General features: G+C 66.4%; 23 protein-coding genes and 2 pseudogenes. 14 read left to right on the top strand and 11 right to left on the bottom strand.

All coding sequences use genetic code 11. The features are described from left to right. Positions 1-39: 39 nt before the first annotated feature. Positions 40-1,059: an LLM class flavin-dependent oxidoreductase gene (locus NJT13_RS14965; protein ID WP_254522440.1), complete on the top strand. Its 1,020-nt coding sequence runs from the start codon at positions 40-42 to the stop codon at positions 1,057-1,059. Between the two features lie 51 nt (positions 1,060-1,110). Here NJT13_RS14965 and NJT13_RS14970 read toward each other — a convergent pair whose 3' ends face one another. The 7 genes from NJT13_RS14970 to NJT13_RS15000 all read right to left on the bottom strand — a co-directional run bounded on the left by NJT13_RS14970 (position 1,111) and on the right by NJT13_RS15000 (position 8,200). After that, entirely contained in the window at positions 1,111-2,805 is a 1,695-nt protein-coding gene (locus NJT13_RS14970) for a bacterio-opsin activator domain-containing protein (protein WP_254522441.1), read from the bottom strand. Continuing rightward, the gene (locus NJT13_RS14975; RefSeq protein WP_254522442.1) at positions 2,802-3,266 is read right to left on the bottom strand and encodes a response regulator; all 465 of its coding nucleotides are present in this window, start codon (positions 3,264-3,266) and stop codon (positions 2,802-2,804) included. Before NJT13_RS14975 ends, NJT13_RS14970 begins: the two co-directional genes overlap by 4 nt. Then, positions 3,263-3,538: a hypothetical protein gene (locus NJT13_RS14980; RefSeq protein ID WP_254522443.1), complete on the bottom strand. Its 276-nt coding sequence runs from the start codon at positions 3,536-3,538 to the stop codon at positions 3,263-3,265. Before NJT13_RS14980 ends, NJT13_RS14975 begins: the two co-directional genes overlap by 4 nt. A gap of 110 nt (positions 3,539-3,648) precedes the next feature. After that, the gene (locus tag NJT13_RS14985) at positions 3,649-5,892 is read right to left on the bottom strand and encodes a DNA polymerase domain-containing protein (protein ID WP_254522444.1); all 2,244 of its coding nucleotides are present in this window, start codon (positions 5,890-5,892) and stop codon (positions 3,649-3,651) included. After that, positions 5,889-6,224, bottom strand: a complete 336-nt coding sequence (locus tag NJT13_RS14990; RefSeq protein WP_254522445.1) for a DUF8156 family protein — start codon at positions 6,222-6,224, stop codon at positions 5,889-5,891. Before NJT13_RS14990 ends, NJT13_RS14985 begins: the two co-directional genes overlap by 4 nt. Beyond that, complete coding sequence (locus tag NJT13_RS14995) at positions 6,224-6,925, bottom strand: hypothetical protein (RefSeq protein WP_254522446.1); 702 nt, start codon at positions 6,923-6,925, stop codon at positions 6,224-6,226. The genes NJT13_RS14990 and NJT13_RS14995 overlap by 1 nt, the downstream gene beginning before the upstream one ends. A 219-nt stretch (positions 6,926-7,144) precedes the next feature. Next, on the bottom strand, positions 7,145-8,200 hold the full coding sequence (locus tag NJT13_RS15000) for a Cdc6/Cdc18 family protein (protein ID WP_254522447.1): 1,056 nt from the start codon (positions 8,198-8,200) through the stop codon (positions 7,145-7,147). A gap of 1,780 nt (positions 8,201-9,980) precedes the next feature. Here NJT13_RS15000 and NJT13_RS23305 point away from each other — a divergent pair. From NJT13_RS23305 to NJT13_RS15050, 9 genes and pseudogenes are all read left to right on the top strand, one after another. Further along, positions 9,981-10,463 (top strand): annotated as a pseudogene (locus NJT13_RS23305) (DUF6789 family protein). A gap of 116 nt (positions 10,464-10,579) precedes the next feature. Continuing rightward, the gene (locus tag NJT13_RS15015) at positions 10,580-10,966 is read left to right on the top strand and encodes a DUF7971 family protein (RefSeq protein ID WP_254522450.1); all 387 of its coding nucleotides are present in this window, start codon (positions 10,580-10,582) and stop codon (positions 10,964-10,966) included. 170 nt (positions 10,967-11,136) lie between these two features. Then, complete coding sequence (locus tag NJT13_RS15020) at positions 11,137-11,619, top strand: hypothetical protein (protein ID WP_254522451.1); 483 nt, start codon at positions 11,137-11,139, stop codon at positions 11,617-11,619. Positions 11,620-11,709: 90 nt separating this feature from the next. After that, entirely contained in the window at positions 11,710-12,060 is a 351-nt protein-coding gene (locus tag NJT13_RS15025; protein ID WP_254522452.1) for a hypothetical protein, read from the top strand. A 175-nt stretch (positions 12,061-12,235) separates the two neighbouring features. Then, entirely contained in the window at positions 12,236-12,514 is a 279-nt protein-coding gene (locus tag NJT13_RS15030; RefSeq protein WP_254522453.1) for a ubiquitin-like small modifier protein 1, read from the top strand. 76 nt (positions 12,515-12,590) lie between these two features. After that, on the top strand, positions 12,591-12,800 hold the full coding sequence (locus NJT13_RS15035; protein ID WP_254522454.1) for a hypothetical protein: 210 nt from the start codon (positions 12,591-12,593) through the stop codon (positions 12,798-12,800). A 168-nt stretch (positions 12,801-12,968) separates the two neighbouring features. Continuing rightward, positions 12,969-13,229: a MoaD-like domain-containing protein gene (locus NJT13_RS15040; RefSeq protein WP_254522455.1), complete on the top strand. Its 261-nt coding sequence runs from the start codon at positions 12,969-12,971 to the stop codon at positions 13,227-13,229. Next, positions 13,230-13,613: a DUF8048 family protein gene (locus NJT13_RS15045; protein ID WP_254522456.1), complete on the top strand. Its 384-nt coding sequence runs from the start codon at positions 13,230-13,232 to the stop codon at positions 13,611-13,613. Positions 13,614-13,727: 114 nt separating this feature from the next. Continuing rightward, entirely contained in the window at positions 13,728-14,180 is a 453-nt protein-coding gene (locus NJT13_RS15050) for a pyridoxamine 5'-phosphate oxidase family protein (protein WP_254522457.1), read from the top strand. Positions 14,181-14,209: 29 nt separating this feature from the next. Here NJT13_RS15050 and NJT13_RS15055 read toward each other — a convergent pair whose 3' ends face one another. Continuing rightward, positions 14,210-14,362 (bottom strand): DUF7560 family zinc ribbon protein, encoded by a 153-nt coding sequence (locus NJT13_RS15055; RefSeq protein WP_254522458.1) that lies wholly within the window; start codon positions 14,360-14,362, stop codon positions 14,210-14,212. A 393-nt stretch (positions 14,363-14,755) separates the two neighbouring features. On the opposite strand from NJT13_RS15055, the gene NJT13_RS15060 reads away from it, so the two are divergent. Continuing rightward, positions 14,756-15,034 (top strand): hypothetical protein, encoded by a 279-nt coding sequence (locus tag NJT13_RS15060; protein ID WP_254522459.1) that lies wholly within the window; start codon positions 14,756-14,758, stop codon positions 15,032-15,034. 36 nt (positions 15,035-15,070) lie between these two features. On the opposite strand, the gene NJT13_RS15065 is transcribed toward NJT13_RS15060, so the two are convergent. Continuing rightward, positions 15,071-15,730, bottom strand: coding sequence for a helix-turn-helix domain-containing protein (locus NJT13_RS15065; RefSeq protein ID WP_254522460.1), 660 nt, complete (start codon positions 15,728-15,730; stop codon positions 15,071-15,073). Between the two features lie 242 nt (positions 15,731-15,972). Between NJT13_RS15065 and NJT13_RS15070 the strand changes: the two genes are divergently transcribed. Beyond that, positions 15,973-16,368 carry an ArsR/SmtB family transcription factor gene (locus NJT13_RS15070; RefSeq protein ID WP_425499764.1) on the top strand — a complete coding sequence of 132 codons (396 nt, stop codon included), beginning with the start codon at positions 15,973-15,975 and terminating at the stop codon, positions 16,366-16,368. Between the two features lie 143 nt (positions 16,369-16,511). On the opposite strand, the gene NJT13_RS15075 is transcribed toward NJT13_RS15070, so the two are convergent. Together NJT13_RS15075 and NJT13_RS15080 are read right to left on the bottom strand one after the other, a co-directional pair. Next, on the bottom strand, positions 16,512-18,269 hold the full coding sequence (locus NJT13_RS15075; protein ID WP_254522461.1) for an alkaline phosphatase D family protein: 1,758 nt from the start codon (positions 18,267-18,269) through the stop codon (positions 16,512-16,514). Between the two features lie 65 nt (positions 18,270-18,334). Next, positions 18,335-18,892, bottom strand: coding sequence for a GNAT family N-acetyltransferase (locus NJT13_RS15080; protein ID WP_254522462.1), 558 nt, complete (start codon positions 18,890-18,892; stop codon positions 18,335-18,337). 120 nt (positions 18,893-19,012) lie between these two features. Between NJT13_RS15080 and NJT13_RS15085 the strand changes: the two genes are divergently transcribed. Further along, positions 19,013-19,570 (top strand): hypothetical protein, encoded by a 558-nt coding sequence (locus tag NJT13_RS15085; protein ID WP_254522463.1) that lies wholly within the window; start codon positions 19,013-19,015, stop codon positions 19,568-19,570. 108 nt (positions 19,571-19,678) lie between these two features. Further along, positions 19,679-20,704, top strand: a pseudogene (locus NJT13_RS15090) (ABC transporter ATP-binding protein); the annotation flags it as partial. Positions 20,705-20,791 lie beyond the last annotated feature (87 nt).

Below are 20,791 nucleotides of genomic sequence, written 5' to 3' on the forward strand. Positions count from 1 at the left end.
ACCGAGCGGTTATTCACCGTCTTCTCCCAAACGGCCGGTGTGAACCTCTCGATCGTCGATCTCGCGCCGGTTCCGGACGGTGGGACAGCGACTGAGGCGTACGAAAATACGGTCGAACTGGCCCGAACGGCCGAGAAACTCGGATACTCGCGGTTCTGGGTGGCCGAGCACCACGGGATGGCAGATTCGATCGCGAGTACGACCCCGGAAACCCTGATCGCGTATCTCGCGGCCGAAACGGACGACATCCGGCTCGGTTCCGGGACGGTCCTGCTCAACCACTACCAGCCGTTCAAGGTGGCGGAGACGTTCGCCGGCCTCGACGCGCTGGCACCGGGTCGCGTCGACCTCGGGCTCGGTCGGGCGACCGGAATTCCGGCGGCGGATCGCGCCCTGGGAACCAGACGACGAAAAGAGAACCCCGACGAAGACCACGCCGAGAAGATCGACGCGACGGTCACCCACCTCTCCGACGGGTTTCCGGACGGCCACCCGTACGCCGAGTTACAACTACCGCGCTCCGCCGACGACGTCCCCGAGGTGTGGGTCCTCGGCTCGAGCCCCTCGAGCGCCGAAATCGCCGGTTCGCTCGGGCTCCGGTACTGTTTTGCCGGGTTCATCCGGCCGAATCTCGCCGAACGCGCGTTCGAAACGTACCGGGATGCCTTCGACCCCTCGTCGGTCGGCGCGGGGCCGGACGAGCCCGAGGGAATGCTCGCCACGAACGTCGCCTGCGCCGAGACCGACGGCGACGCTGCGCGACTTCGGGCGACCGCGGAAGCGACCTACGAGCGGCTGCGACGCGGCGACGTCGGCCGACCCTCGACCGTCGAGGACGCGATCGACGAACTCGGCGGCGTCCCGGAGCCGACGCCGAATCCGCTTCCGGACGGCGACTGGCCGCGCTCGATTTCGGGGAGTCCCGAAACGGTCGCGGACCTGCTCGAGCAGTTGACAGATCGTGTCGGCGTCGACGACGTGATCGTCCAGAATATCATCGCCGACCACGACGACGTGCTTCGGTCTCACGAGCTCATCGCCGACGGGTTCGGCCGCTGAACCGGTTCGTGGTCCGCGTTCTGCGTTCCGTATTCCGAAAATCCGATCCGACTACTGCTCCCCCAGCACCGAATCGAAGAACTTCCGCTCGGCCGTCCGGAGGTGCTGGTTGAACGTCGCCGGCGCGATGCCGAGTCGGTCGGCGATTTCCTCGCCCGTACTCCCGCGGGGCCAGTCGAAGTACCCTGCGAAGTAGGCCGTCTCGAGGGCAGCTCGCTGCTTATCGGTCAGTTCTTCCTCGAGAACGGACGGCGAGCCGGAGTCGCCGCGCTCGCGCCGTTCGGTCGTGCGCTGGGCGAGGTAGGTGACGTCGTCGCGTCTCGCCTTGATCAACTCGATCATCCGGCGGGTGTCCCGACCGCGCGGGAGTTCGACGACGAATCGGAACTCGCCGTCGTCGATCCTCGCCGACGCGACGTGGCCGCCGTGGGTGGCGATCGTCTCGAACAGCGAGACGGCCGCGGGTGCCACGAGTTCGAATTCGAAGTCGTCGCGTCGCGTCGCGAGGAATCGGACGTCGTCGAGGCCGTCGGTCCGCTCGACGACCTCGCGAAACGCGTCCTGTGAGACGCCGCGTGCCGATCCGTAGGCCAGCAGCGTCTCGTCGCCGCCGACCAGTTGCTCGAATTCGATCGTACACGACTCTGCCGCCGAGAGGTCGACCAGCGGTTCCGCCATGGCATCGACGCGAAACTCGAGTTCGATGACGGCGTCGCTGACCAGGGCGTCCTTGCGTTCGATCGCCGTGATCGCGTGGGCGATGACGTCGCCGATGCGGGCGAGAACGCCGGTTTCCGGCCCTGCGAACGCCCGCGGCGAGGACGAGTACACGCCCAACACGCCGTAGACGAGGTCTTCGTGGATGATCGGAACCGCAGCCGACGACTGATAGTCGCGGGCGCGCGCCGCCTCCCGCCACGGCTCGAATTCGGGAGCGGTTTCGACGTCGTTCAGGACCTGGACCTGGCCGGTCCGGATCGCCGTTCCGGCCGGTCCCCGACCGCTGTCGTCGTTCTCGTCGACGGTGATCTCGATTTCGTCGAGGTACCCCTCCTCGACGCCAGCCGCCGCCTTCGGAACGACGCTGTCGCTCCCCGGATTGACCCCGCCGATCCAGGCGAATCGGTAGGCGTCGGATTCGGCGAGCCGATCGCAGACCCGCTGTTCGAGTTCCGCCCGCGTTTCGGTCGTGATCACCGCGTGCGTGATGTCGTGGCCGATCCGGTTGAGTCGATTGAGCGCCTCGAGTTGCTCGCGCTGCTGGCGGCGCTCGCGCTGCTGGGTGGCGCGTTCGATGGCGTGGTGGATCGTCCGTACCAGCAGTTCGCTCGTCACCTCGTCTTTGACGAGGAAGTCCTGGGCACCGCGCTGGAGCGCTTTGACGCCGACTTGCTGATCACGGACGCCGGTCAGGACCACGATGGGCGTCTCCGCCGTTTCCGCGTCGACCCTCTCGAGCGTTTTGAGCCCCTCACTGTCGGGGAGGTTCAGATCGAGGAGGACGATGTCGACCGGCTCGGATTCGGCCGCCGCGAGCCCGTCCTCGAGGCGGTTCTCCCGAAATATTGCCGGCGGCTGGCTAACGTCTTCTGCGGGCTGGACCCGCTGGACGAGTTCCTCTGTATCCCGAAGCATCTCCTGGATCAACCGAGCGTCGCCGGGATTGTCTTCGATCAGGAGGATCCGAAGCGCGTCGACCGACGTCGCGTCCTCTTCGCCGGTCGGTTGCGTGTCGGTCTCGCTCACGAATTATCGACCTCCGGCGGGAGCCGAACGACCGAAAACCAGAACTTCTCGAAGGCGCGTACGGTCTCGATGAACTCGTCTGGATCGACCGGCTTCGTGAGGTAGGCGTTGGCGTGGAGTTCGTAGGACTTGACGACGTCTTCTTCCGCCCGCGAACTCGTCAGGATGATCACGGGGATCGGTCGAAGCGACGGGTCGTCTTTGAGTTCCTCGAGGACGTCTTCGCCGTCCTTGCCCGGGAGGTTGAGATCCAACAGGATGAGGTCCGGGTGCGGCGCGTCGCGGTAGTCGTTGCGCCCGGAGAGAAAGTCGAGCGCCTCGGCACCGTTGGAAACGACGTGCAGATCATTTTCGATACGGCCCTGTTTGAACGCCTCCTTCGTCAGGCGGACGTCGCCGGGGTTGTCCTCGACTAACAGGATCTGTGCCGGCTCGGGCCGAAAGGGTCCCGTGTCAGTCATCGGTCGTCGAGTCCCCGTCTCGGTCGGTCCGGTCTCGAGACGTCGATTCCGGTGGTTCGGGGTCGGCGCCGTGACAGTGGAATCGATCGAACGCGCTGGAGACTCGACCCGAACGGTTCGGAGGCGGCGCCCCGCGAGAGCGCGCCGGCGTCGGCCTCCGCGATCCCCGCTTCGCGGTCGGACGGCTCGAGCATCCGTCGGTCGAATGCCGCGGTGGCCGTCCGACGTCGGCCGGGAGAGCGGAGCGGCCCTGACAAATCCGAGGGTGTCATCGTTCGGTTCAAACGGCCGCGAGCCGTGTAAACCTGGCGCCGATCTTCGATCGAAGCTGACCGTTCGTTCGGCGTGATACTCGCAGTTGCGAGACGATCGGTCCCGCCCCTCAGTCGGTGAACGTCGACAGTCGGACCGTCCGGCCGTCGCGCAACGAACGCTGGATTCGGGAGCGGTCCCAGCCGAGCGGCGAAACGACGCTCTCGCATGCCCGCACGAGCAGCGTCGCGTAGTAGTCGGCGTCGTATGCGCGAGGCTCCTCGAGCGCGAGCCGGACGCGCTCGGGGCCGCGGGCGTCGTCGTCGCGGACGACGTACTCGACCGATTGGCCGGGATGGCGATCGATTCCCCGGCGCTCGTACCGCCGGAGCGCCGCGACGGTGTGGGTCCGCTGGCTGTAGTCGGCGAGGCGCCGCGAGACGCGTTTCGTAACCGTGAGGTCGGCGGGATCGACGTCGCCGGCCCGAAGCTCGCGCAGCCGTCGGCCGAGGACATCACAGACTGCCTCGGGATCGCGCTCGCGGTCGAGCGCCTCGACGAACGCGCGCTGGCTGTCCGCCACGAACGACGGCGTACTCCGCTGGCGAACCTCGATCCCCCGGAACTTGTACTCGCCGCCCGTGCGCTTGCCGAAATACCTGGTGAGCGCACCCGCAGACGCGCCCCCGCCGGCACGACCGCCGCCGGAACCGCGGTGTCCACTCCGGTCAGCGCGTCCGCCGGAACCGCCGCGGTCGACCGAACCGCCGCTCCCGATCGAGTCGCGCAACGGGACGAAACACACCCACTCGTAGCTGCCGTCGTGCTCGAGCGGAATCCCCACGGTCGCGGAGATGTCGGCGGTCACGGCCGCGAGCGGTTCCGGCTCGTCGACTCGCGGCGTCACCCAGAGGCTGTCGACGATGCCGTGGACGATCCGCCAGCCCGCCTCCTCGAGGCGCCGTTTGGCCGCCAGGGCTATCTCCCGGGCGTACGCGTTGATCGCCTCGTGGCACTCGATTCGACCGAACTTGGCGTTTCGGTACCCCTGATAGCCGAAACAGGAGACGAGGACCCACTTGATCGCGCCCGATTCGGCGCGAAGTCGGGCGGCCTCGTCGTCGGGCGGATCGTCGTCGAGTCGTCGCTTGATCGCGGCCCGATCCGTGATCAGCGACTCGAGGACCGCGGGGAGAAAGCCGTCGTCCTCGCAGATCTCGTAGCCGAGGTCGGGAACGGGAGTCGTTCCGGTGTGATCGATATCGCCGACGTCGCAGTCGCACCCGACCGTCTCCGGACTGACGTTGTGCTCGCAGATGATCCGCGGATACAGCGAGGCGAAGTCGATCTCGTGGACGTCCTCGTGGAAACCGACCTCGGGCGAGAAGGTGAACCCGCCGCGGTCGGCCGCGTGGAGCGTCTCGACGTCGGTGAACCGCTCCGGTTCCCACTTGTTCCACGGGGCGAGGACCGCCCGCCGCCGACGGGCGAGCCGGATCTGTCTCGAGGTCAACAGCGTACCGATGCTCCCCCAGGCGGCTTCCTGCAGCGGCCGGCCCGTTCGCTCGACCATGTAGCGAATCCCCGCCAGTCCCGACTGGTGCCAGAGGAAGCTGTTCGAGGTGTCGATAATCGCCCGACCCGGGACGCGGTATCGCGCGGGCGAGTGGCCCACCTGCCCGTAGCTCGCGTACGTGTTCTCGCTCGCCAGTTTCGTCAGCCCCGGCCGGCGGCCGAGGTGGAACTCGAGGCCGAGCGCCTCGGCCCGGCGCTCGAGTTCCGGCACCAGTTCGGCGTGGCTCACCACGAGGACGTCCGGATCCCGCCGCTCGAGGCGGCGCCGAAGCGTCCGGAGGACGTGCGGTTCGTCACCCCCGACGGGCTCGCCGTCGAGTTCCAACACCGAGACGTCGCCGTCGGCCAGCGCGGCCTCGTCGAGTGCGAGCCGGAGCTGTCGCAGATCGCGGGTCGGCGTCGGATCGCGGTCCCGATCGAGGCAGTATCGAAACCCCGGCGCGAGGTCCACGTCGAACAGCCGGAACGTACCGGGAGCGTGCGCGTCGCGCTCGTGGACGCCCCGAATCTCACGAGCCAGCGTCCGGATCTCGTCGACGCGCTCGAGATCGGCCCGCAGGACGCGGCTTCGCTCGCCCGCGTGAGCCTCGTGGAGACTCGTCGCCCACCGCTCGGTTCGGGCCGCGGCGACCTTCGGATCGGCCTCGAGTCGCTCCCGGAGGCCGGCGAGTGCACCGTCGGGGCCGGCGACGAACAGCGACGGCGCGTAGTCCGCGACGGCCGTCGGCTCGGCTCCCTCCTCGGTCAGGGTCCACTCCCGTACGGTTCCGTCCTCGAACTCGAACGTGTAGGGGCTCATTCGGTGCCGTCCCCGGGGGACCCGTCCGTCCCGCCAGCGGGCTCGTCTCCACCCTCGGTGGAGTCGATGCAGCCACTGCCTCCCTCGAGCGCAGCGAGTTCGGCGCGGAGCCGACGCAGTTCGACCTCGTGGGCGAGCAACAGCGACAACACGAGCGCCCGCTCGGGCCGCGGCGGGTTCGCGTACCCCGCCGCGTCGGCGAACTCTCGGGCCCGGTCGAACAGCCGGTCGAAATCGTCCTGGTACTCCCGGCGCAGCGCCCGGCGCATCGGCTCCCACTCCGACTCGAGGCGCCGGAGGGCGTCGCGGTACGTCGGGTTCGTTCGGCCCATCAGCCGCTCACCTCGAGCAGCCCCCGATCGTGGGCGTCGACGACGGAATCGACCGCGTCGACGGCGCCGCAGATGTCGACCCAGTACGGGATCGTCGTCTGCCACACGGTTCCGTGCCAGTAGCCCGCCGTCGGGCCCGTCGACGCCGCGTCGTCGCCCGCAGCCTCGAGTCGGAGCCCCTCGCGCGTGCGGGTGCAATCGATCGTCGTATCGGCGGCGTCGGCGAGCGCGCCGGACGCGGCGTCGTCGCGATCGCTCCCGGCCCGTGCACCGCCGTCGGCGCTCGAGAGCACCACCGGACAGTCGAGTATCCGGCCCAGTTCGGACAGGATCTCGAGGCTCGCGGACAGCAGATCCGCGCGCTCCCACGCCGCGAGGTCGTCGTCACGGTAGAGGCTGGCGACGTTCGGCGCGACGAGAACCGACGTGGTCGGCCCGGCCCGTCGGGCGACCGCTCGGACCAGCGAGTGGTGTTGATAGGCCGTAAACGCCCGCGCAACGCGCAGGCCCTCGAGGACGCGCGGGCTCGAGGCGCAGTCGTACAGGGCGTGGGTCGAAGCCGCGTTCCGCGCGTCGATCCAGTAGGCCGCTCCGCCATCGCAGTCGGCGAGCCGATCACAGACCAGCCGGCGGACGATCCCCGACCGCGGCGACGGGACGTTCAGCAGTGTCACTCCGGGCTCGAGTTCGAGTCGGTGCATACGTGATGGCTAACGCGAACGCGCATAAGCGGCGGAACCCGGTTTCCGATACTTCCGAAACTCGGTTAATCGCCCGATTCTGCGGTCGAAGTGCTTCTCGTGGCCGATTTCGATTACCGATTCCGTTTCCGAAACGCGCGGCGATCGAGGCCGTCTAGACGGGCTGTGATCGGTGACCTGCGACTGGCGAACGGCGACCAGTGACCACGACCGACCGAATCACCGACGTCCGCCCGTTCCATCGGCGTCGGTGTCGCCACCGTCCTCGTCGTCCTCGTCGACGAGACGGTACGTCCGCCCGCGGCGCTCGCCGACGGCCTCGATCAGGTCGTAGTGGACCATCTTCGTCAGGTAATTTCGCAGCGTCCTGTTCGTTTTCGGCTCCTCAACCCGCCGCTCGTACACCTCGTAGAGGTCTCCCGGTTCGATCTCGCCCGCCTCCGCGATCACGTCGTACAGCACCCGCTGGTGTTCGATCAGTCCTTCGACGGTCTTCCGGCGGATCGCCGTTCGAGCGTCCGGGATCGCCGCCTCGAGCGTCCCGGCGGTGATCGATCCCAGCCCCTGGCGCTCCGCGCGGTGGGCGGCCGACCGGAGGATGCCGATACCGACGCGAGCGTCGCCCGACGCCGCGTCGGCGATCGTTCGCAGCTGTGCGTCGGTCACGACGTCCGGCTCGAGGGCTTTTTCGGCCCGTTTCGCGAGGATCGCCGCGAGTTCGTCGGTGCCGTAGCGGTCGAACCGAACGCGCGTTCCGGCGTGGAACCGCGAGCGCACGCGATCGTCGAAGCTCGCGAACAGTTCTTCCTCGCGATTGGCGATCAACACGGGCGAAACGTGGGGCAAGCGGTGGAGGTCGTACAGCGCACTCGTCTCCTCCAGCTGGTCGACCTCGTCCAGAATAACGACGATCGACCCATCGTCCGCTCGGGAGAGCCGATCGAACAGTTCGTCTTTCGGCGTGGATCGGTGGACGTCGACCGCGCGGTCGACCGACTCGAGGAGGCTGTACAGCACCCGAAAGCGCGTGTACTCCTGCCAGCAGTTGACGTACGCGACCCGCACCGTCGGCTCCTGTTCGCGCAACTGCGCGAGCGTGTAGCGAGCGATACAGGTCTTGCCGACGCCCGTCGGCCCGAACAGGAAAGCGGGGTCCGGCCGCCCGTCGTACAACAGCGGCTCGAGGGCTTCAGAGAGGAGGTTCACCTCGTCGTGGCGGTGGACCACCTCGCTCGGCACGAAATCCTCGCGCAGGACGCGACCGTCGACGATCACACCGGACCGGTTCGGTCTCGAGGGTCTTAAACGACGCCGGGCCGGTTCCGAATTTCCGATACCGAACGCGGAGACGGTGTCGCGGTTGGGGAGCGTTCACGTCGCGGCACCCATCGGCGGAGACGGACGCGGCGACGCCACGTGCGCTCGGCGAACGGAGGGTGTCCAAATCGACGAATGCCGGTGTCCGCCCGCGGTGACGACCCGGAACTGAACGGCTGAGTCAGGGTCGGGCGCGTCCACGTCGCAAAACCGAATCCGTGCCGGACCGATCGCTGCCCGAGCCACGGGCCGCGTGGGGTATCGAACCCGCCCGATCGACGCGCGCCTCGGAAACGGTGGGGTGACGCAGCGGGCTAAAGCCGAACCTGGGTCAGCGAACGCCAGATCCACACCCGCCGGGCGCGGATTCGATATACCATCATACACTTTATGGGCGCTGGTTCGGGGATCGCGTTTTATATCGGGACGGTGCACTCGGACCGGCGAGACGGTCTCGAGGATGCAGCGATCGAGTACCCGTCGAGTTCGTGTGCGGAATCGACGGGTGCTGACCAGTCGGGCGCGTGCGCTGGAATCGACGCTGTTCATCCTCCGCTGCCCACTCCCGAACTCCCCGGCCGAGCCTGTATCGGCACCTGACGGGGGTGTCGGCGCACTCGCGACCGGGGCGAGCGAGTCCGTCGATACCACGAGTTCCACACCCAGGACAGATCGGTGGAGATCGCCATCGTCGATACATCCACGACACATGGTAACGAGCCACAGTCGCCGAGTGGACGAGACGGAGCACGCACGCGAGAGGCTCCGCTCGAGACGAAACCGGAGAGGCAGTCGAACCGACGGAAGCGGCGGTCGGACCGCGAGCGATTCGATGGGACCACGGTCGAGAATCGCATCCAGTTCACGGGAGACGACGAACGCGACGGCCCGAAAGCCGTGACTCGAGCGTAGTGGCCACGCGAACGGGGTTGGAGCCGACGTCGAGTCGCCCGGTTCGGGGACGGTTTCGAACGACGGTGGGACCGACGAGGGAAATGGCCGATCGATCCCCGGCGCGAACGTGTCGATAACGCGCTCACACCAGGGGTTCGCGGCCCCGAAACGGGACGGTACGACTGCAACTCAGTCTCTCGTTGTCGACTGCTGGCCGATGGACGACCCGATCGAACACGACTCGGAGACTCACCGGATCGGAGACGGCAAGCGACGGGCGGCGCCGTTCGGGACTCGCCGATCGAGGCGACTCCGCTCGAGACCCCGACGTGCATTCTGTTCCCGACAGACCAGTTTCGGTCCGCCGGAAACGATCAGGGTGGTCGGCTCGGAAAACACGGTCACTCTCGGTCGCGACCGCCGAACAGCTGCTCTCCGGTCCCTTCGCCGGGCCCACTCGAACGATCCCGGTTCGGTCCGAACGGCCGCGAAATGACGACTGCAGTCGCGACACGCTGATCACCGCGTCGAGCGCCTGGAACTGACGAAAGCGGGCACCGTCTGCCGGCCAGCCATCGAGAATAAATCAAACACCGCTATATCAAATCCGGTGGTTCGCCGCTGGCCGCCCCGACCGACGGCGCTTCTCGTCGGACAGTTCTTCGACTCGCCGAGCGAAATCGGACGACAGCGACTCGAGGCACTCGAGTCGCGCGGGGCCGACAGCCGATACGTCACGAGAGGTGTGACATCCAACAGTTCCGGTCATCCCGGTTTTCTGTGAGTGACGACAACACATCAATCAGATATAAGTTTATGATCGTCGGTGGCACAGTCCGATGGTATGGGGCCGGTGAGAAGCAGTATCGGCGGCGGCGTGGCTGCCACGGTCGTCCTCACGGTGGTGTTACTCGGGGTGGACGTCGTGCTTCGCGGTTCCAACCTCGTCGTATTCGTTACGTTCACGAATTTCTGTTCGATCGGCGGACCGCCGTACTGAGAGGGCGGGAGTCCGATGGCAGCGGCGCTGCGGTTCGTCACGTACGGCGGTCTCTTCGCCCTCGCGTGGCCGCTTCTCTTCGGTGGATTCACCTGGGCGGTTCCCGGCGACTCGGGTGCCGCTCACGGGGCAGTCTTCGGCGTCGTCCTGTGGACCGGATACGTCGTCGTGCCCATCGGAAGCGAAGGCGCCGGACGAACGGTCGCCGAAACCCTTTCGCTATCGGTCATCACGCTGGCCGCGTATCTCGTCTACAGGCTGGTTCTGGGCGTCGTGTACGACTATCTCGCGGCTCACAGGACCGTTTTCGGCGCGGGAACCGCGTGAAACGATCGCGGAGCGAGAGCGGGGCGTGAGTTCGATCGACGACGCGGGACCCATCGATCGTCGGCCGCCGTCCGATGGGAGCCATTTTCTTGAGAGACGACCGCGTATCGGGACGCATGGAGGAGATCACACTCGGCGTTCCGAAACCGATCCTCGAGCGACTGCCCGCGGACGACGAAAGCGCCGCGGCGGACATGCAGGAAGCGGTCGCGGGATGGGAAAGACGACTCAACCGAATGCTAGAGGAGGCCGACGACGAGCGGGAGGCCGTCGGTCGACTCCTCGACGCGATCGATCGCTTCGAGGAGCGATACGAGACCTACGACGAACTGGTCCCCGAACTACGGGCCTGGGGACAGTCTCCGATTTACGCGATCGCGTGGCGGACGCTGTACGCGGACGTGATCGCCCAACTCCACGAGCACGAGGACCTCGGCGATCGACTCGATCGCGAACGAAACGCGCGGTTGGTAGAAGACGGGATCCGATTGCGCGACCTGTGACGACCGGCGAAGATCGGTCTTCACCGACGTTTATACCACCTGTGAAATACGTTCACAAACGTATTCGAGACACTCAAATGGCCGATTCCGTGGTTCTCGAGACCCACTCAGGACCAAATGTCATATTTGGAGAAATAACGAATTAGTAGTCTCACTCGAGACCTCTACCCGTGGCGACTACCGACAGAATCACTGCGGACGGGGCCGACGCGATCGACCTGACGACGCGCGTTCGGCGACGAGTGCTTCCCGCGCTCCATCGAATCAAGGAACCGCTCGGTGGGTACGCGGTCTGCAGACAGCACCCGGACGAGTACGTCGGCACCGTCAAGCGCGATCTCGAGGCAGCCCGATCGACGCTCGAGGGGCTGTCCTTCGAGCCGGAACCGATCGCCTCCCTGAAGGTCCACGACGACGGCAGGCTCTCGGCCGGAAGCTGGGCTCGACGCGAGTCGTCGATGGCGAAGTGGCAACTGCACGTCGCGCTGTTTCGGACCGGCGGGGGAGCCGTCGAAGTGTTCGCCCACCGCGAGTACTCGTGGCTTCGCCATCCGTACAAACACTACACGCGCGAGGGCTGGGACGTCCACAGCGGCGTCGAACGAATGCGGTCGCTGCTGTCGGACCACGAAATCCCGTTCTGGATCGAATAGCGGCTCCGAACGGAGCGCGGTCCCCCGACTCGAGAATCCGCCGTCCGATTCAGTCCAAGCGTTCAAATTCTCGGCCTCGCTAGGAGTCGTATGGAGTTCGCTGTGTCCCGCGACGGGACGACGCTCGTTACGCTTCACGGAGGATCCGACACGACCGCCTGCGACGACGCGACGACGGAACTCGCAGGCTCATTCGAGCGGCTCGCGGCCGATGGGACGATCACCGACTGGGACGTTTCCGGCGCGGAGGTCTACGAACATCCGACCGCACCGTTCGACCCGTACACGATCACGGTCGCGTTCTCGGTGACGGTCACGGTCGAGGCCGTCGACGCGGACGAGGCGGCGGAACGCGGTGCGCGCAGTATCGACGACGCGCTCGAGCGAGCCGATATCGACGCCATTTCGTTTACCTCACCGCCAGCGGCCTCGGCGGCCTGAACGCGGGTGGCGGGCGTCCGTAGCCGTTCGGGGGAGAGCGACGAGTCGCCGGAGTACCCCCCGGGACGATCCGCACCGAAAAGACGGATCGATCGGGGGCCCCGATCCCGCCGTTCGGGGCCATCACCCGCCAGGACGGGGAAGAGATCAAGTCGACAGCACACGTCGTTCGAGTATGGAAATCGATCTCCGGTTCTTCGCCACCTTCCGAGAAGCCGTCGGGGAAAAAGAGCAACCGAGAACGGTCGCGGACGACGCCACCGTCGGCGACGTCCTCGCCGAACTCGAGGCCGAGTACGACGGCCTCGAGGGGCGATTGCTCGCGGCCGGGACGATCCGCCCGCAGCTGAGCGTCCTGAAGAACGGCCGCAACGTGGTTCACATGGCGGGCGTCGACACGACGCTCGAGGCTGGTGACGTCGTTTCGGTATTCCCGCCGGTCGCCGGGGGATAGCGCGAGCCGACGCCCACGGTCGTCCGCCGAGAACGGTTCCGTATCTTTTTCAGACACTGACACGATATCAGCAGCCATGCTCGATGCGGTCGTCGAACTGGTAGTCGATCTCGGGTTCAGTTGGGTCGTCGATCGCAACGAGAACCGGTCGATGGGACAGCAGATCTGTCTGTTCGTCGGCACCGTCACCGTGTTGCTCGCGATCGGCCTGGCGATCGCCGGCGATCCGCTGTCCGGCGTCGCTGCGGGACTCGTCGGCGTCGCACTGCTCGGGTACGGTGCGTGACCGCGCGTCGATCGTGCGTCCACGCCGATCGCGAACCTGGTCGACGCCGATCGACGTCGAGAGCGCTTCCCGTTTCGCTCCTCGACCCGGTTCCGTCGTTCGACGTCTCGTCGTCCGCCTTCGGACCGTCGCCGGACAGTATATGCGTCCAGCCGTCGAACGATGCGTATGACGACGCGTCTCGAGCGCTCCTTTCGCGGCATCTCCGAGCGACTGGCGATCCGGTATCTAACGAATTTAGGGGGGCAGCATGTCGACGACGACACCGTCGAGGGCGACGACTGGACGGCGACGCTCTCCGCAGAAACGGTCGGCATCGGACCGACGCTTTCGCTAACCGAAGTGACGGTCGTCTTCGAGGGTGACGAAGACGTCCTCGAGCCCCTCGTCGAACGGTTCGCACAGAAGGCGATGCGCGCGGGTGGGTGAATGACGGGCGACCCGATCGAGGGGCAAGTACTCCTGCTGACGGCTGCCAAGGCGAGCGTACCGGCAGCCGCGCTCCCCGATCTCGTCGAGCGCACACAGGAGCTGCTGGGTCCCGAAATCGACCGATACCGCCGTGAGTACGAACGCCTGTGTACGGACGAAGACCGCGACCTATTTCTCGTCCCCAGGGGCCACTGGGACGAACTCGGCGAGGCGCTCGACGGGACCGACCGCGAACGGGCGGCCGTCCGGCGCGCACACGAAGAACAACTGCTCCGAATCGGCCGGCGGACGGGTCGCGAATCCGAGTTCGAAACGGCTCTCGAGGTCCGGGAACCGGTGGTCATCGGACGCGGCGGGACGGACTCCGAGTCCTGGGACTGAGACCGGCCGAGTCGCCGGCCACGATACAGCGGGAGTGCAGTCCGCTGACAGCACGTCTGGCGGTCGATGGCAACTATAAAGATAGTGTTTCACCATTGGCAAACTACTGAGACGATGGCCATCGATCAGGAGACCGAGATGACCGACGCGGAGATCGACGACTTTCTCAGTCGTCGCGAGACGGGGGTGCTGTCGCTCGCGCGCACGGACGAACCCTACGCGATCCCGATCTCGTACGGGTACGACGACGACGAGCGGGAGTTCTACATGCGGCTTGTGTCGACGCCCGACAGCGAAAAGCGCCAGTTCCTCGAGTCCTCGCCGCAGGCTCGCCTCGTCGTCTACGACGAGGCGGGGTCGACTTACCGGAGCGTCATCGCGACGGGGGGACTCGAGAGCATCGAGCCGGCGGCGCTCACGCCCGGAGAAATCGCCCAGTACGGCGAGGCGAAGCGACCGCTATTCGAGATCTGGGCCAAAGGGAAGAAATCGCTGGATATCGAACTCTATCGCCTCGAGCCGACGACGCTCAACGGCCGACGGACCGACGTCGATCGGGAAGCGTAACCGGAGATCCGTCGAGAGCGCGAGCGAACTCAATTCTCGGTCTGTTGCTCCGCCACGAAGTCGGACTGGGACACCGACGCCGTACAGACTGGACAGCCGTGTGAAAGCGTGGCTTCCCGCATCGATTCGTTGACTTCGATTTCCTGCCCGCACTCCGGGCACGTGAACTGGTATCTACTCATGACGGAGCCGTGGTGTGCGTCCTCGATTGCGTACGTTGTAGCTGTGTGTCCAGTATATATATGGTTGCGGTTCGGTACCGGTCATCTGTAGGTCCCGATACGTTCTTACGGCTCGAGTCAACTCGGGCGCTCACCCGCAAAGCGGGGCGTGTCCCTCGACAGGGTGACGAGTTACAGCGCCCGAACGGAGCCCGACGAACGACGGCGGAATCCGGCCGACGACGGACGGCCTCAGGTGCGAGCAGGTACGCGCACTCTCGAGCGGCGACGGGGGCGGGGCGCCCGGTATCACCGTGGCACGTGTCGCTCGTGGCGAGTCGGAAAATCCACGTCTCACGCGGGATACAGTTAAGCGGGATGCCCGTGAACGATCACATACTGGTGAGCTGATAGATGCCCTCGACCGACGATCCCCGGCCATCGCTCCCTGAGTGGATCACCGATGCCTATACCGTTCTTTCAGATCGGATACGAGATTCGGATCGGGGCGAGAGCGTCGACCGCGTCCCGGCGATCCGGCGCGAACACGCGGTCGACGTCCTGCGGACGACCGACGAACTGGAACTCGACCCGGGGGACGCCGACTACGCGATCACCCGGTTGCTCGAACGGGGATACTTCTACGAGGTCGACGGTGAACTGCGGATCACCCTCCCCGCCGAGGACCCGTGAGCCGTCGGTCCGCCCGCCGGACTCGACGGGTCGGGGCTACTCGCGGTCGAGAATCGTGCCCAGCAGTTTCGACTGGGCTGCTGCGAGATGTTCGGTCAACGTCGTACTGGTGATGCCGAGTTCGTCGGCGACCTCGCCCGCGTTGGCTCGCTTCGGGTGTTCGAAATACCCCATTCGGTGGGCGGTCTCGAGGACTTCGGTCTGACGGGCGGTCAGCGTGCTTCGGTCGACGAAGACGAGATTCCGTTCGTCGTGATCCTGCTGGGACCGAAGCAGTCGCCGGACGTCGAGGTTCGCGTAGCGGTCGCGCAGTTCGCCGATGACCGCCTGTAGCCGGTGCATGTCCGGCGCGTGAAAGGTCAGGTACAGCGCCGTGTCCTGCGTGCGGATATCGACGACGGGACAGTCGAACTTCTCGACGGACTCGCAGGGGCAGCCACCCCCGAGTTCGCGCTGGAAGCGATAGACCGAACTCGAGCCGTACGAAAAGATCGGCGACAGGTCGGCGTCGACGTCGAACTCGTCGGGATACTGGTCGGCCTCGAGTATGAACTCCACGGTCACGCGCTCTGTCGCGGACGGATTGGTGCTCTTCGAGACGGAGTGAATCCGGCCGCTCGTCTCGGCCGACGCCTGTGCGACGACGCAGTCGGACAGGTCGTCGATTTTCACCTCCGCGCGGATCCCCATTCCCATTATCAATCGATGGTGAGTCCACCCTCCTAAACCCTGCGTCCGCGTTCGAACGGTCGACAGATCACGTGCGTCGGAATCGCCATAGAACGGGGATCGCAAACCGGGGGGACTCGCTAGCCGGCCCGCACCGAACGCACGCGAGACCGGTCGATCCGGGGGATCCGGTCGGCCCGTTATAAAGTACCCTGTATTTATTGGGACTCAATTGGAGGGTGCCTGGTCGGTAGTGGAAGCTGTAACAGATGTCCAGGATGTATCCCGACGCACGAGACGGCTCCGCACGAGGATGGCGCGCCATCGATCCGGTCGACCCGCAGGCGGTACTCGCCGCGCTGGACGACGACGCGTGCCGGTCTATCCTCGAGGCGACGAGCGAGGAGTCGTTGACGGCGACGGAGCTCTCAGAGCGGTGTGAGATCCCGATGTCGACGGCCTACCGAAAGGTCGAGATGCTGACCGAGGCCGATCTGGTCACGGAGCAGGTTCGGATCAACACCTCCGGCAAGCACGCGACCGAGTATCGCAAGAACTTCGACGACGTTCTCGTCTCTGTCGCCGACGGGGAGATCGAAATCGAAATGACGAAGCCGGACGCCGAGCCCGGTTCGGCATCGACGCCCGCCATCGCGGGCGATTGAATCGAGTTGCACCGCCGGCATCCGCGACGCCGTCGAACCGCTCGGGTTCGTGCGACGGGTTCGTCTCGAGTCAGTTTCCGCGCTCCGGCCGCGTTTCGCTCGTCATGCCTCGTTTTACGTGGCCCGTTCGAATCGCAGTACGACTACCGCGTCCGATACTGCTCGGTCACGTCCGTAAGCGAGACCTCGCCCTCCGGAACGCGATACGCGGCCACGACAGAACGCTCGGCATCCGGACTGTTCGTCGTTTTGTCGACAGCGTAGCCGACGTACGTACACGCGTCGTCGGTGAATTCGACCACCGAATACCCCCAGTGATGGCTGTCGAAGAACTCGATGTGCGGATTCATCGCCGGTACCAGCCACGACAGCAGCGGCTCGGTGAGCGTCCGCCGCCAGCCGCGAGTCAGATGCAAGGCCTCCGCGACGTTGAGCGAGGTGACGGCGGGCGTCATGAACTCGACGCCGATTCGCTCGCCCTGTGCGACGCCCTCGCCGCCCGTGACTCGCCCGGGGTACGACGACTGCGAATACGCGGCGATATAACAGTGCATGTCACCGGTCAGTGTCACGAAGTTGTCGACGGCCGCCTCCGCGATCGCCTCGGTGATTTGCATTCGCTCTCTCGTATAGCCGTCCCACCCGCCCTGGACGGGATACAGCGAGAGCGGTCCGGAACCGATGCGAAGCGGGACGGTCAGGACCTCGTCGGCCCACACCGTCCACGTCCGTTCCGACCCGGTGATCGTGTCGACGAGCCACTCGCGCTGGTCTTCGCCGAGCATCGTCCGTCCGGGCGGTTCGCGGTGGGGACCGACGTTGTCGGGCGTCGAGATCGCTTCCCGAGGCGGGTCGCGGAAGAGACGTTCGTCGGTCATCACGAGCGTCACGAGGTCCCCGAACTCGAGGTCGCGCCAGAGACGGAACCGGTCCTGGAGGTTGTCACCGCCCGGATCGTAGTGGACGCGAGCGGGCATGTACTCCCACCACGCGTGCATCGCGTCGGCGATGAGGTCCGTCATGAACGCGGAGTCGTCCCCCCGCGGGTGGTCGCCCGCGGGCGCATCCGTCCGTCTGTCCCAGTACAGATCGTTGACCATCTCGTGATCGTCCCACCCGACGATCAGCGTGTGTGCTTCCAACGCCTCCTGGAGGAATCGATCGCTTCGATACGTCCGATACAGGTACCGGTAGTCCGCGAGGCCCCACACGCGACCGTTTCCGCTGGGCAAGGCCTTCTCGCGCCCGGGGTAGTCGTACGACCCGAGGCCCTTGAAGTCGCCGTCGTCGGACTCGTAGATGAAGTCGCCGACGTGGACGAGGAAATCGACGTCCTCGTCGGCGACGTAGTGGTACGCGGGGTAATACCCGTTGAGAAAGTTCTGACAGGCGAGGACCGCGAACCGGACGCGCTCGAGCGACGCGTCGGGCGCGGGAAGCGTCCGGCACCGTCCGACCCGCGAGGCCGTGTCGCGGTAGTAGAACCGATAGTGGTATTCGCGGTCCGAGTCGAGGTGGCCGTCGAGGTCGACTTTCACGGTGTAGTCGTGTGCTCGGATCTGCTCGGCATCGGTGACCACGCCCTCGTAGACGACGTCGTCGAGGTCGGGATCGCGGGCCACTCGCACGGCCAGTCGCTCGTCCGGGTCGAAGACGGCGGGCGACAGTCGCGTCCAGAGGATGACGCCGGTCGGGGTCGGCCCGCCGCTGGCGACCGACTGGGGAAACACCGCGTCCGGATCCGCGTCCGGGTCGTACTCGAACCGGCCGGTGTCCGCGTCGGGATCGAAATCGGCCGCGACGGCGAGGTCGTGCGAGTCCAGTTCGGACAGGAGTTCGGCGTGATCGTTGGCGCCGCGTCCCGGCTCGTCGCGCCCGTCCAGATCGATGTCGTCCGCCATACACCACCAGTTGGAAAACGCGGGGTTGTAGCTCTATGGGTACGGGACACGGGGGAACGACCCGCTCATCGATCCGCCGGCTCGCGGGCCGGCGGCCCGCCGTCGCGGCGCGATTCGAGAAACGCGTCTTCGTCGTCGGAGAGGTCGCGCTCGCGGAATTCGTCGAGACCCGCCTGGTAGCGGTCGCGCTCGTCCCGGGCTTGCCGGTCCGCGTCCGTCGTCGCCGCGGGATACTCGAGGACGAGTTCGGCGATGCCGGTCGTGTCACCGGTGTAGGCGAAGCCGGTCCGGTAGAGCGCCTCGTAGGCGTAGGGGTTGTTGACCGCGATCCGAAGCCGGTCGTAGCCGCGCTCGATGGCCCGGTCGCGGACCCGCCGGAGGAGCGCGGGACCGATCCCCTCGCCGCGGCGGTCGCGGGCGACGGTCACGTAGCGCACCCACAGCGTCTCGTCGTCGGTGCGGTCCGGACTGAATGCGACCGCCGCGACGATCGTTCCGTCGTCGGCTCGAGCCACCGCCTTGCCCGTGTTCGTCATGACGAACTTCCCGGCGTAGCTGAACCGCTCGTGGTCGAGTCTGAGCCTCGGTCCGTCGGGCGGCCAGCCGAGCAGTTCGTACTCCACGGGATCGCTTGGCGGCCGATCCACAACAATGTGCGGTATTCGGACGAGTCGTCCGGCGTGAGACTGCCGAACGGCTACCTGACGAACACTTTTGGACGCGTTCGTCGTACCGTCGCACCGATGGAGGGGGAATCCAACACAGCGGCCGCATTCGGGCTGAGCGACAGCGCCGGACGGATCGTCGGCGGTGCGCTCGGCGGTGCGCTCGGCGCGATCGCATTCGGGGTCGTCATGGTGCTGTTCGAGCCCGGCGTCGTCTCGTCCGCGATTCCCGCGATCTACGGCCTCCAGCCCGTCGATCCCCTCGGCTGGTCGATCCACATCGCCCACGGAATCGTCCTCGGTGTCATCTTCGGCCTGATCGTCACCCGAGACCCGATCCTCGGCGTGCTTCGGACCGACGTCGAAACGGACGTCGTCTCCCGAACGGGCATCATCGTGCGGACGATCGCCGCGGGATTCGTCTTCGGCCTGACGGTCTGGGCGATCCTCCCGCTGCTCGTCCTCCCCGTCTGGGTGGACGCGGTCAGCACCGGCGGCGGCGAGACGTTTCCGGCGACCGCCGCGACGAGCCTCTTCGGCCACCTCCTGTACGGCACCATCCTCGGCATCGTCTTCGCCGCGACGGTCGACCTCCGTGCCTATACGAGCAGGAGGCCGCTTTCGGAGGACCAGTGACCGAGCGACTCGCGAATCGTCGAGGACCGAGACGCCGGGTCGAACGACCGCTGGAACCGACGAGCGTTTACCGACCGACCGGTAAGTCAGGTACCACGGCGACCCTCCATGGATGCAATACAGGTCGATGGCGTCACGAAGGAGTTCGACGGCGTCACCGCGGTCGACGACCTCACGTTCGCGGTCGAGCGCGGTGAATTGTTCGGCCTGCTCGGCCCGAACGGGGCGGGCAAGTCCACGCTGATCAACATGCTCGTGACGCTTTTGCCGCCGAGTTCGGGCACTGCGACCGTCAACGGCTACGATATCCGATCCGAAACGGGGGCGGTTCGGTCGAGTCTCGGCATCGTCTTTCAGGAACCCGCACTCGACGAGGAACTCACGGGCGCGGAGAACCTGGCGTTTCACTCGCGGCTGTACGGACAAGACCCGGCCGAACGGGCCCGTCGAATCGACGAGGTGCTCGAGCTCGTCGGCCTCGACGCCGAGCGCGACGACCCCGTCCGCACCTACTCCGGCGGGATGAAGCGCCGCCTCGAGATCGGCCGCGGCTTGCTTCACGAACCGGCGGTCCTCTTCCTCGACGAACCGACCGTCGGACTGGACGCGCGCACCCGACGGGACACCTGGGAGTACATCGAGCGATTGAACGACGACGCGGGCGTCTCGATCGTGTTGACGACCCACTACATCGAAGAAGCCGACCACCTCTGTGACCGCGTGGCGATCATCGACGACGGCGATATCGTCGCGATCGATACCCCCGCGGCGCTCAAAGGTTCGCTCGGCGGCGACGTCGTCGCACTCGAGTTCGCGGACGACGGCCCGCCCGTCGGACTGCTCGAGCGGTTCGAAGCCCAGCCCTGGTGTCGCGAGTCCGTCGTCGTCGACGGCGGCGTTCACGTCACCGTCGACGACGGCGAGGCGCGGATCGCCGACCTCGTCAGACTCGCCGACGAAACGGGCGGTCGGATCTCGTCCGTGGACCGCCGGGAGCCGACCCTCGAGAACGCGTTCCTCGACCTGACCGACCGCTCGAACGGGAGCGACGAACGCGACGCGGCGACGCTCGGCGGCGACAGCGGCGCCGGGAGAACGGCGGAATCCGGCGAGCGAGACCCGGAAACGGACTCCGATACGGACTCGAGGGTAAGCTCGGACTCCGATGGAGACACGAGGGTAGGCTCGGACTCCGATACAGACTCGAGGGCGGGCTCCGAC

This window comes from Natrinema caseinilyticum (assembly GCF_024227435.1).
GTDB lineage: Archaea > Halobacteriota > Halobacteria > Halobacteriales > Natrialbaceae > Natrinema > Natrinema caseinilyticum.

What these genes read in the sequence shown, in the direction of transcription:
- NJT13_RS15040 (WP_254522455.1), top strand. Translation starts at nt 12,969, where the DNA reads ATGACGACGCGTCTCGAGCGCTCCTTTCGCGGCATCTCCGAGCGACTG.
- NJT13_RS14980 (WP_254522443.1), bottom strand. Translation starts at nt 3,538, where the DNA reads ATGACACCCTCGGATTTGTCAGGGCCGCTCCGCTCTCCCGGCCGACGT.
- NJT13_RS15030 (WP_254522453.1), top strand. Translation starts at nt 12,236, where the DNA reads ATGGAAATCGATCTCCGGTTCTTCGCCACCTTCCGAGAAGCCGTCGGG.
- NJT13_RS15085 (WP_254522463.1), top strand. Translation starts at nt 19,013, where the DNA reads ATGGAGGGGGAATCCAACACAGCGGCCGCATTCGGGCTGAGCGACAGC.
- NJT13_RS15025 (WP_254522452.1), top strand. Translation starts at nt 11,710, where the DNA reads ATGGAGTTCGCTGTGTCCCGCGACGGGACGACGCTCGTTACGCTTCAC.
- NJT13_RS15055 (WP_254522458.1), bottom strand. Translation starts at nt 14,362, where the DNA reads ATGAGTAGATACCAGTTCACGTGCCCGGAGTGCGGGCAGGAAATCGAA.
- NJT13_RS15045 (WP_254522456.1), top strand. Translation starts at nt 13,230, where the DNA reads ATGACGGGCGACCCGATCGAGGGGCAAGTACTCCTGCTGACGGCTGCC.
- NJT13_RS14990 (WP_254522445.1), bottom strand. Translation starts at nt 6,224, where the DNA reads ATGGGCCGAACGAACCCGACGTACCGCGACGCCCTCCGGCGCCTCGAG.
- NJT13_RS14985 (WP_254522444.1), bottom strand. Translation starts at nt 5,892, where the DNA reads ATGAGCCCCTACACGTTCGAGTTCGAGGACGGAACCGTACGGGAGTGG.
- NJT13_RS15035 (WP_254522454.1), top strand. Translation starts at nt 12,591, where the DNA reads ATGCTCGATGCGGTCGTCGAACTGGTAGTCGATCTCGGGTTCAGTTGG.
- NJT13_RS14995 (WP_254522446.1), bottom strand. Translation starts at nt 6,925, where the DNA reads ATGCACCGACTCGAACTCGAGCCCGGAGTGACACTGCTGAACGTCCCG.
- NJT13_RS15070 (WP_425499764.1), top strand. Translation starts at nt 15,973, where the DNA reads ATGTCCAGGATGTATCCCGACGCACGAGACGGCTCCGCACGAGGATGG.
- NJT13_RS15015 (WP_254522450.1), top strand. Translation starts at nt 10,580, where the DNA reads ATGGAGGAGATCACACTCGGCGTTCCGAAACCGATCCTCGAGCGACTG.
- NJT13_RS15060 (WP_254522459.1), top strand. Translation starts at nt 14,756, where the DNA reads ATGCCCTCGACCGACGATCCCCGGCCATCGCTCCCTGAGTGGATCACC.
- NJT13_RS14975 (WP_254522442.1), bottom strand. Translation starts at nt 3,266, where the DNA reads ATGACTGACACGGGACCCTTTCGGCCCGAGCCGGCACAGATCCTGTTA.
- NJT13_RS15075 (WP_254522461.1), bottom strand. Translation starts at nt 18,269, where the DNA reads ATGGCGGACGACATCGATCTGGACGGGCGCGACGAGCCGGGACGCGGC.
- NJT13_RS15050 (WP_254522457.1), top strand. Translation starts at nt 13,728, where the DNA reads ATGGCCATCGATCAGGAGACCGAGATGACCGACGCGGAGATCGACGAC.
- NJT13_RS15065 (WP_254522460.1), bottom strand. Translation starts at nt 15,730, where the DNA reads ATGGGAATGGGGATCCGCGCGGAGGTGAAAATCGACGACCTGTCCGAC.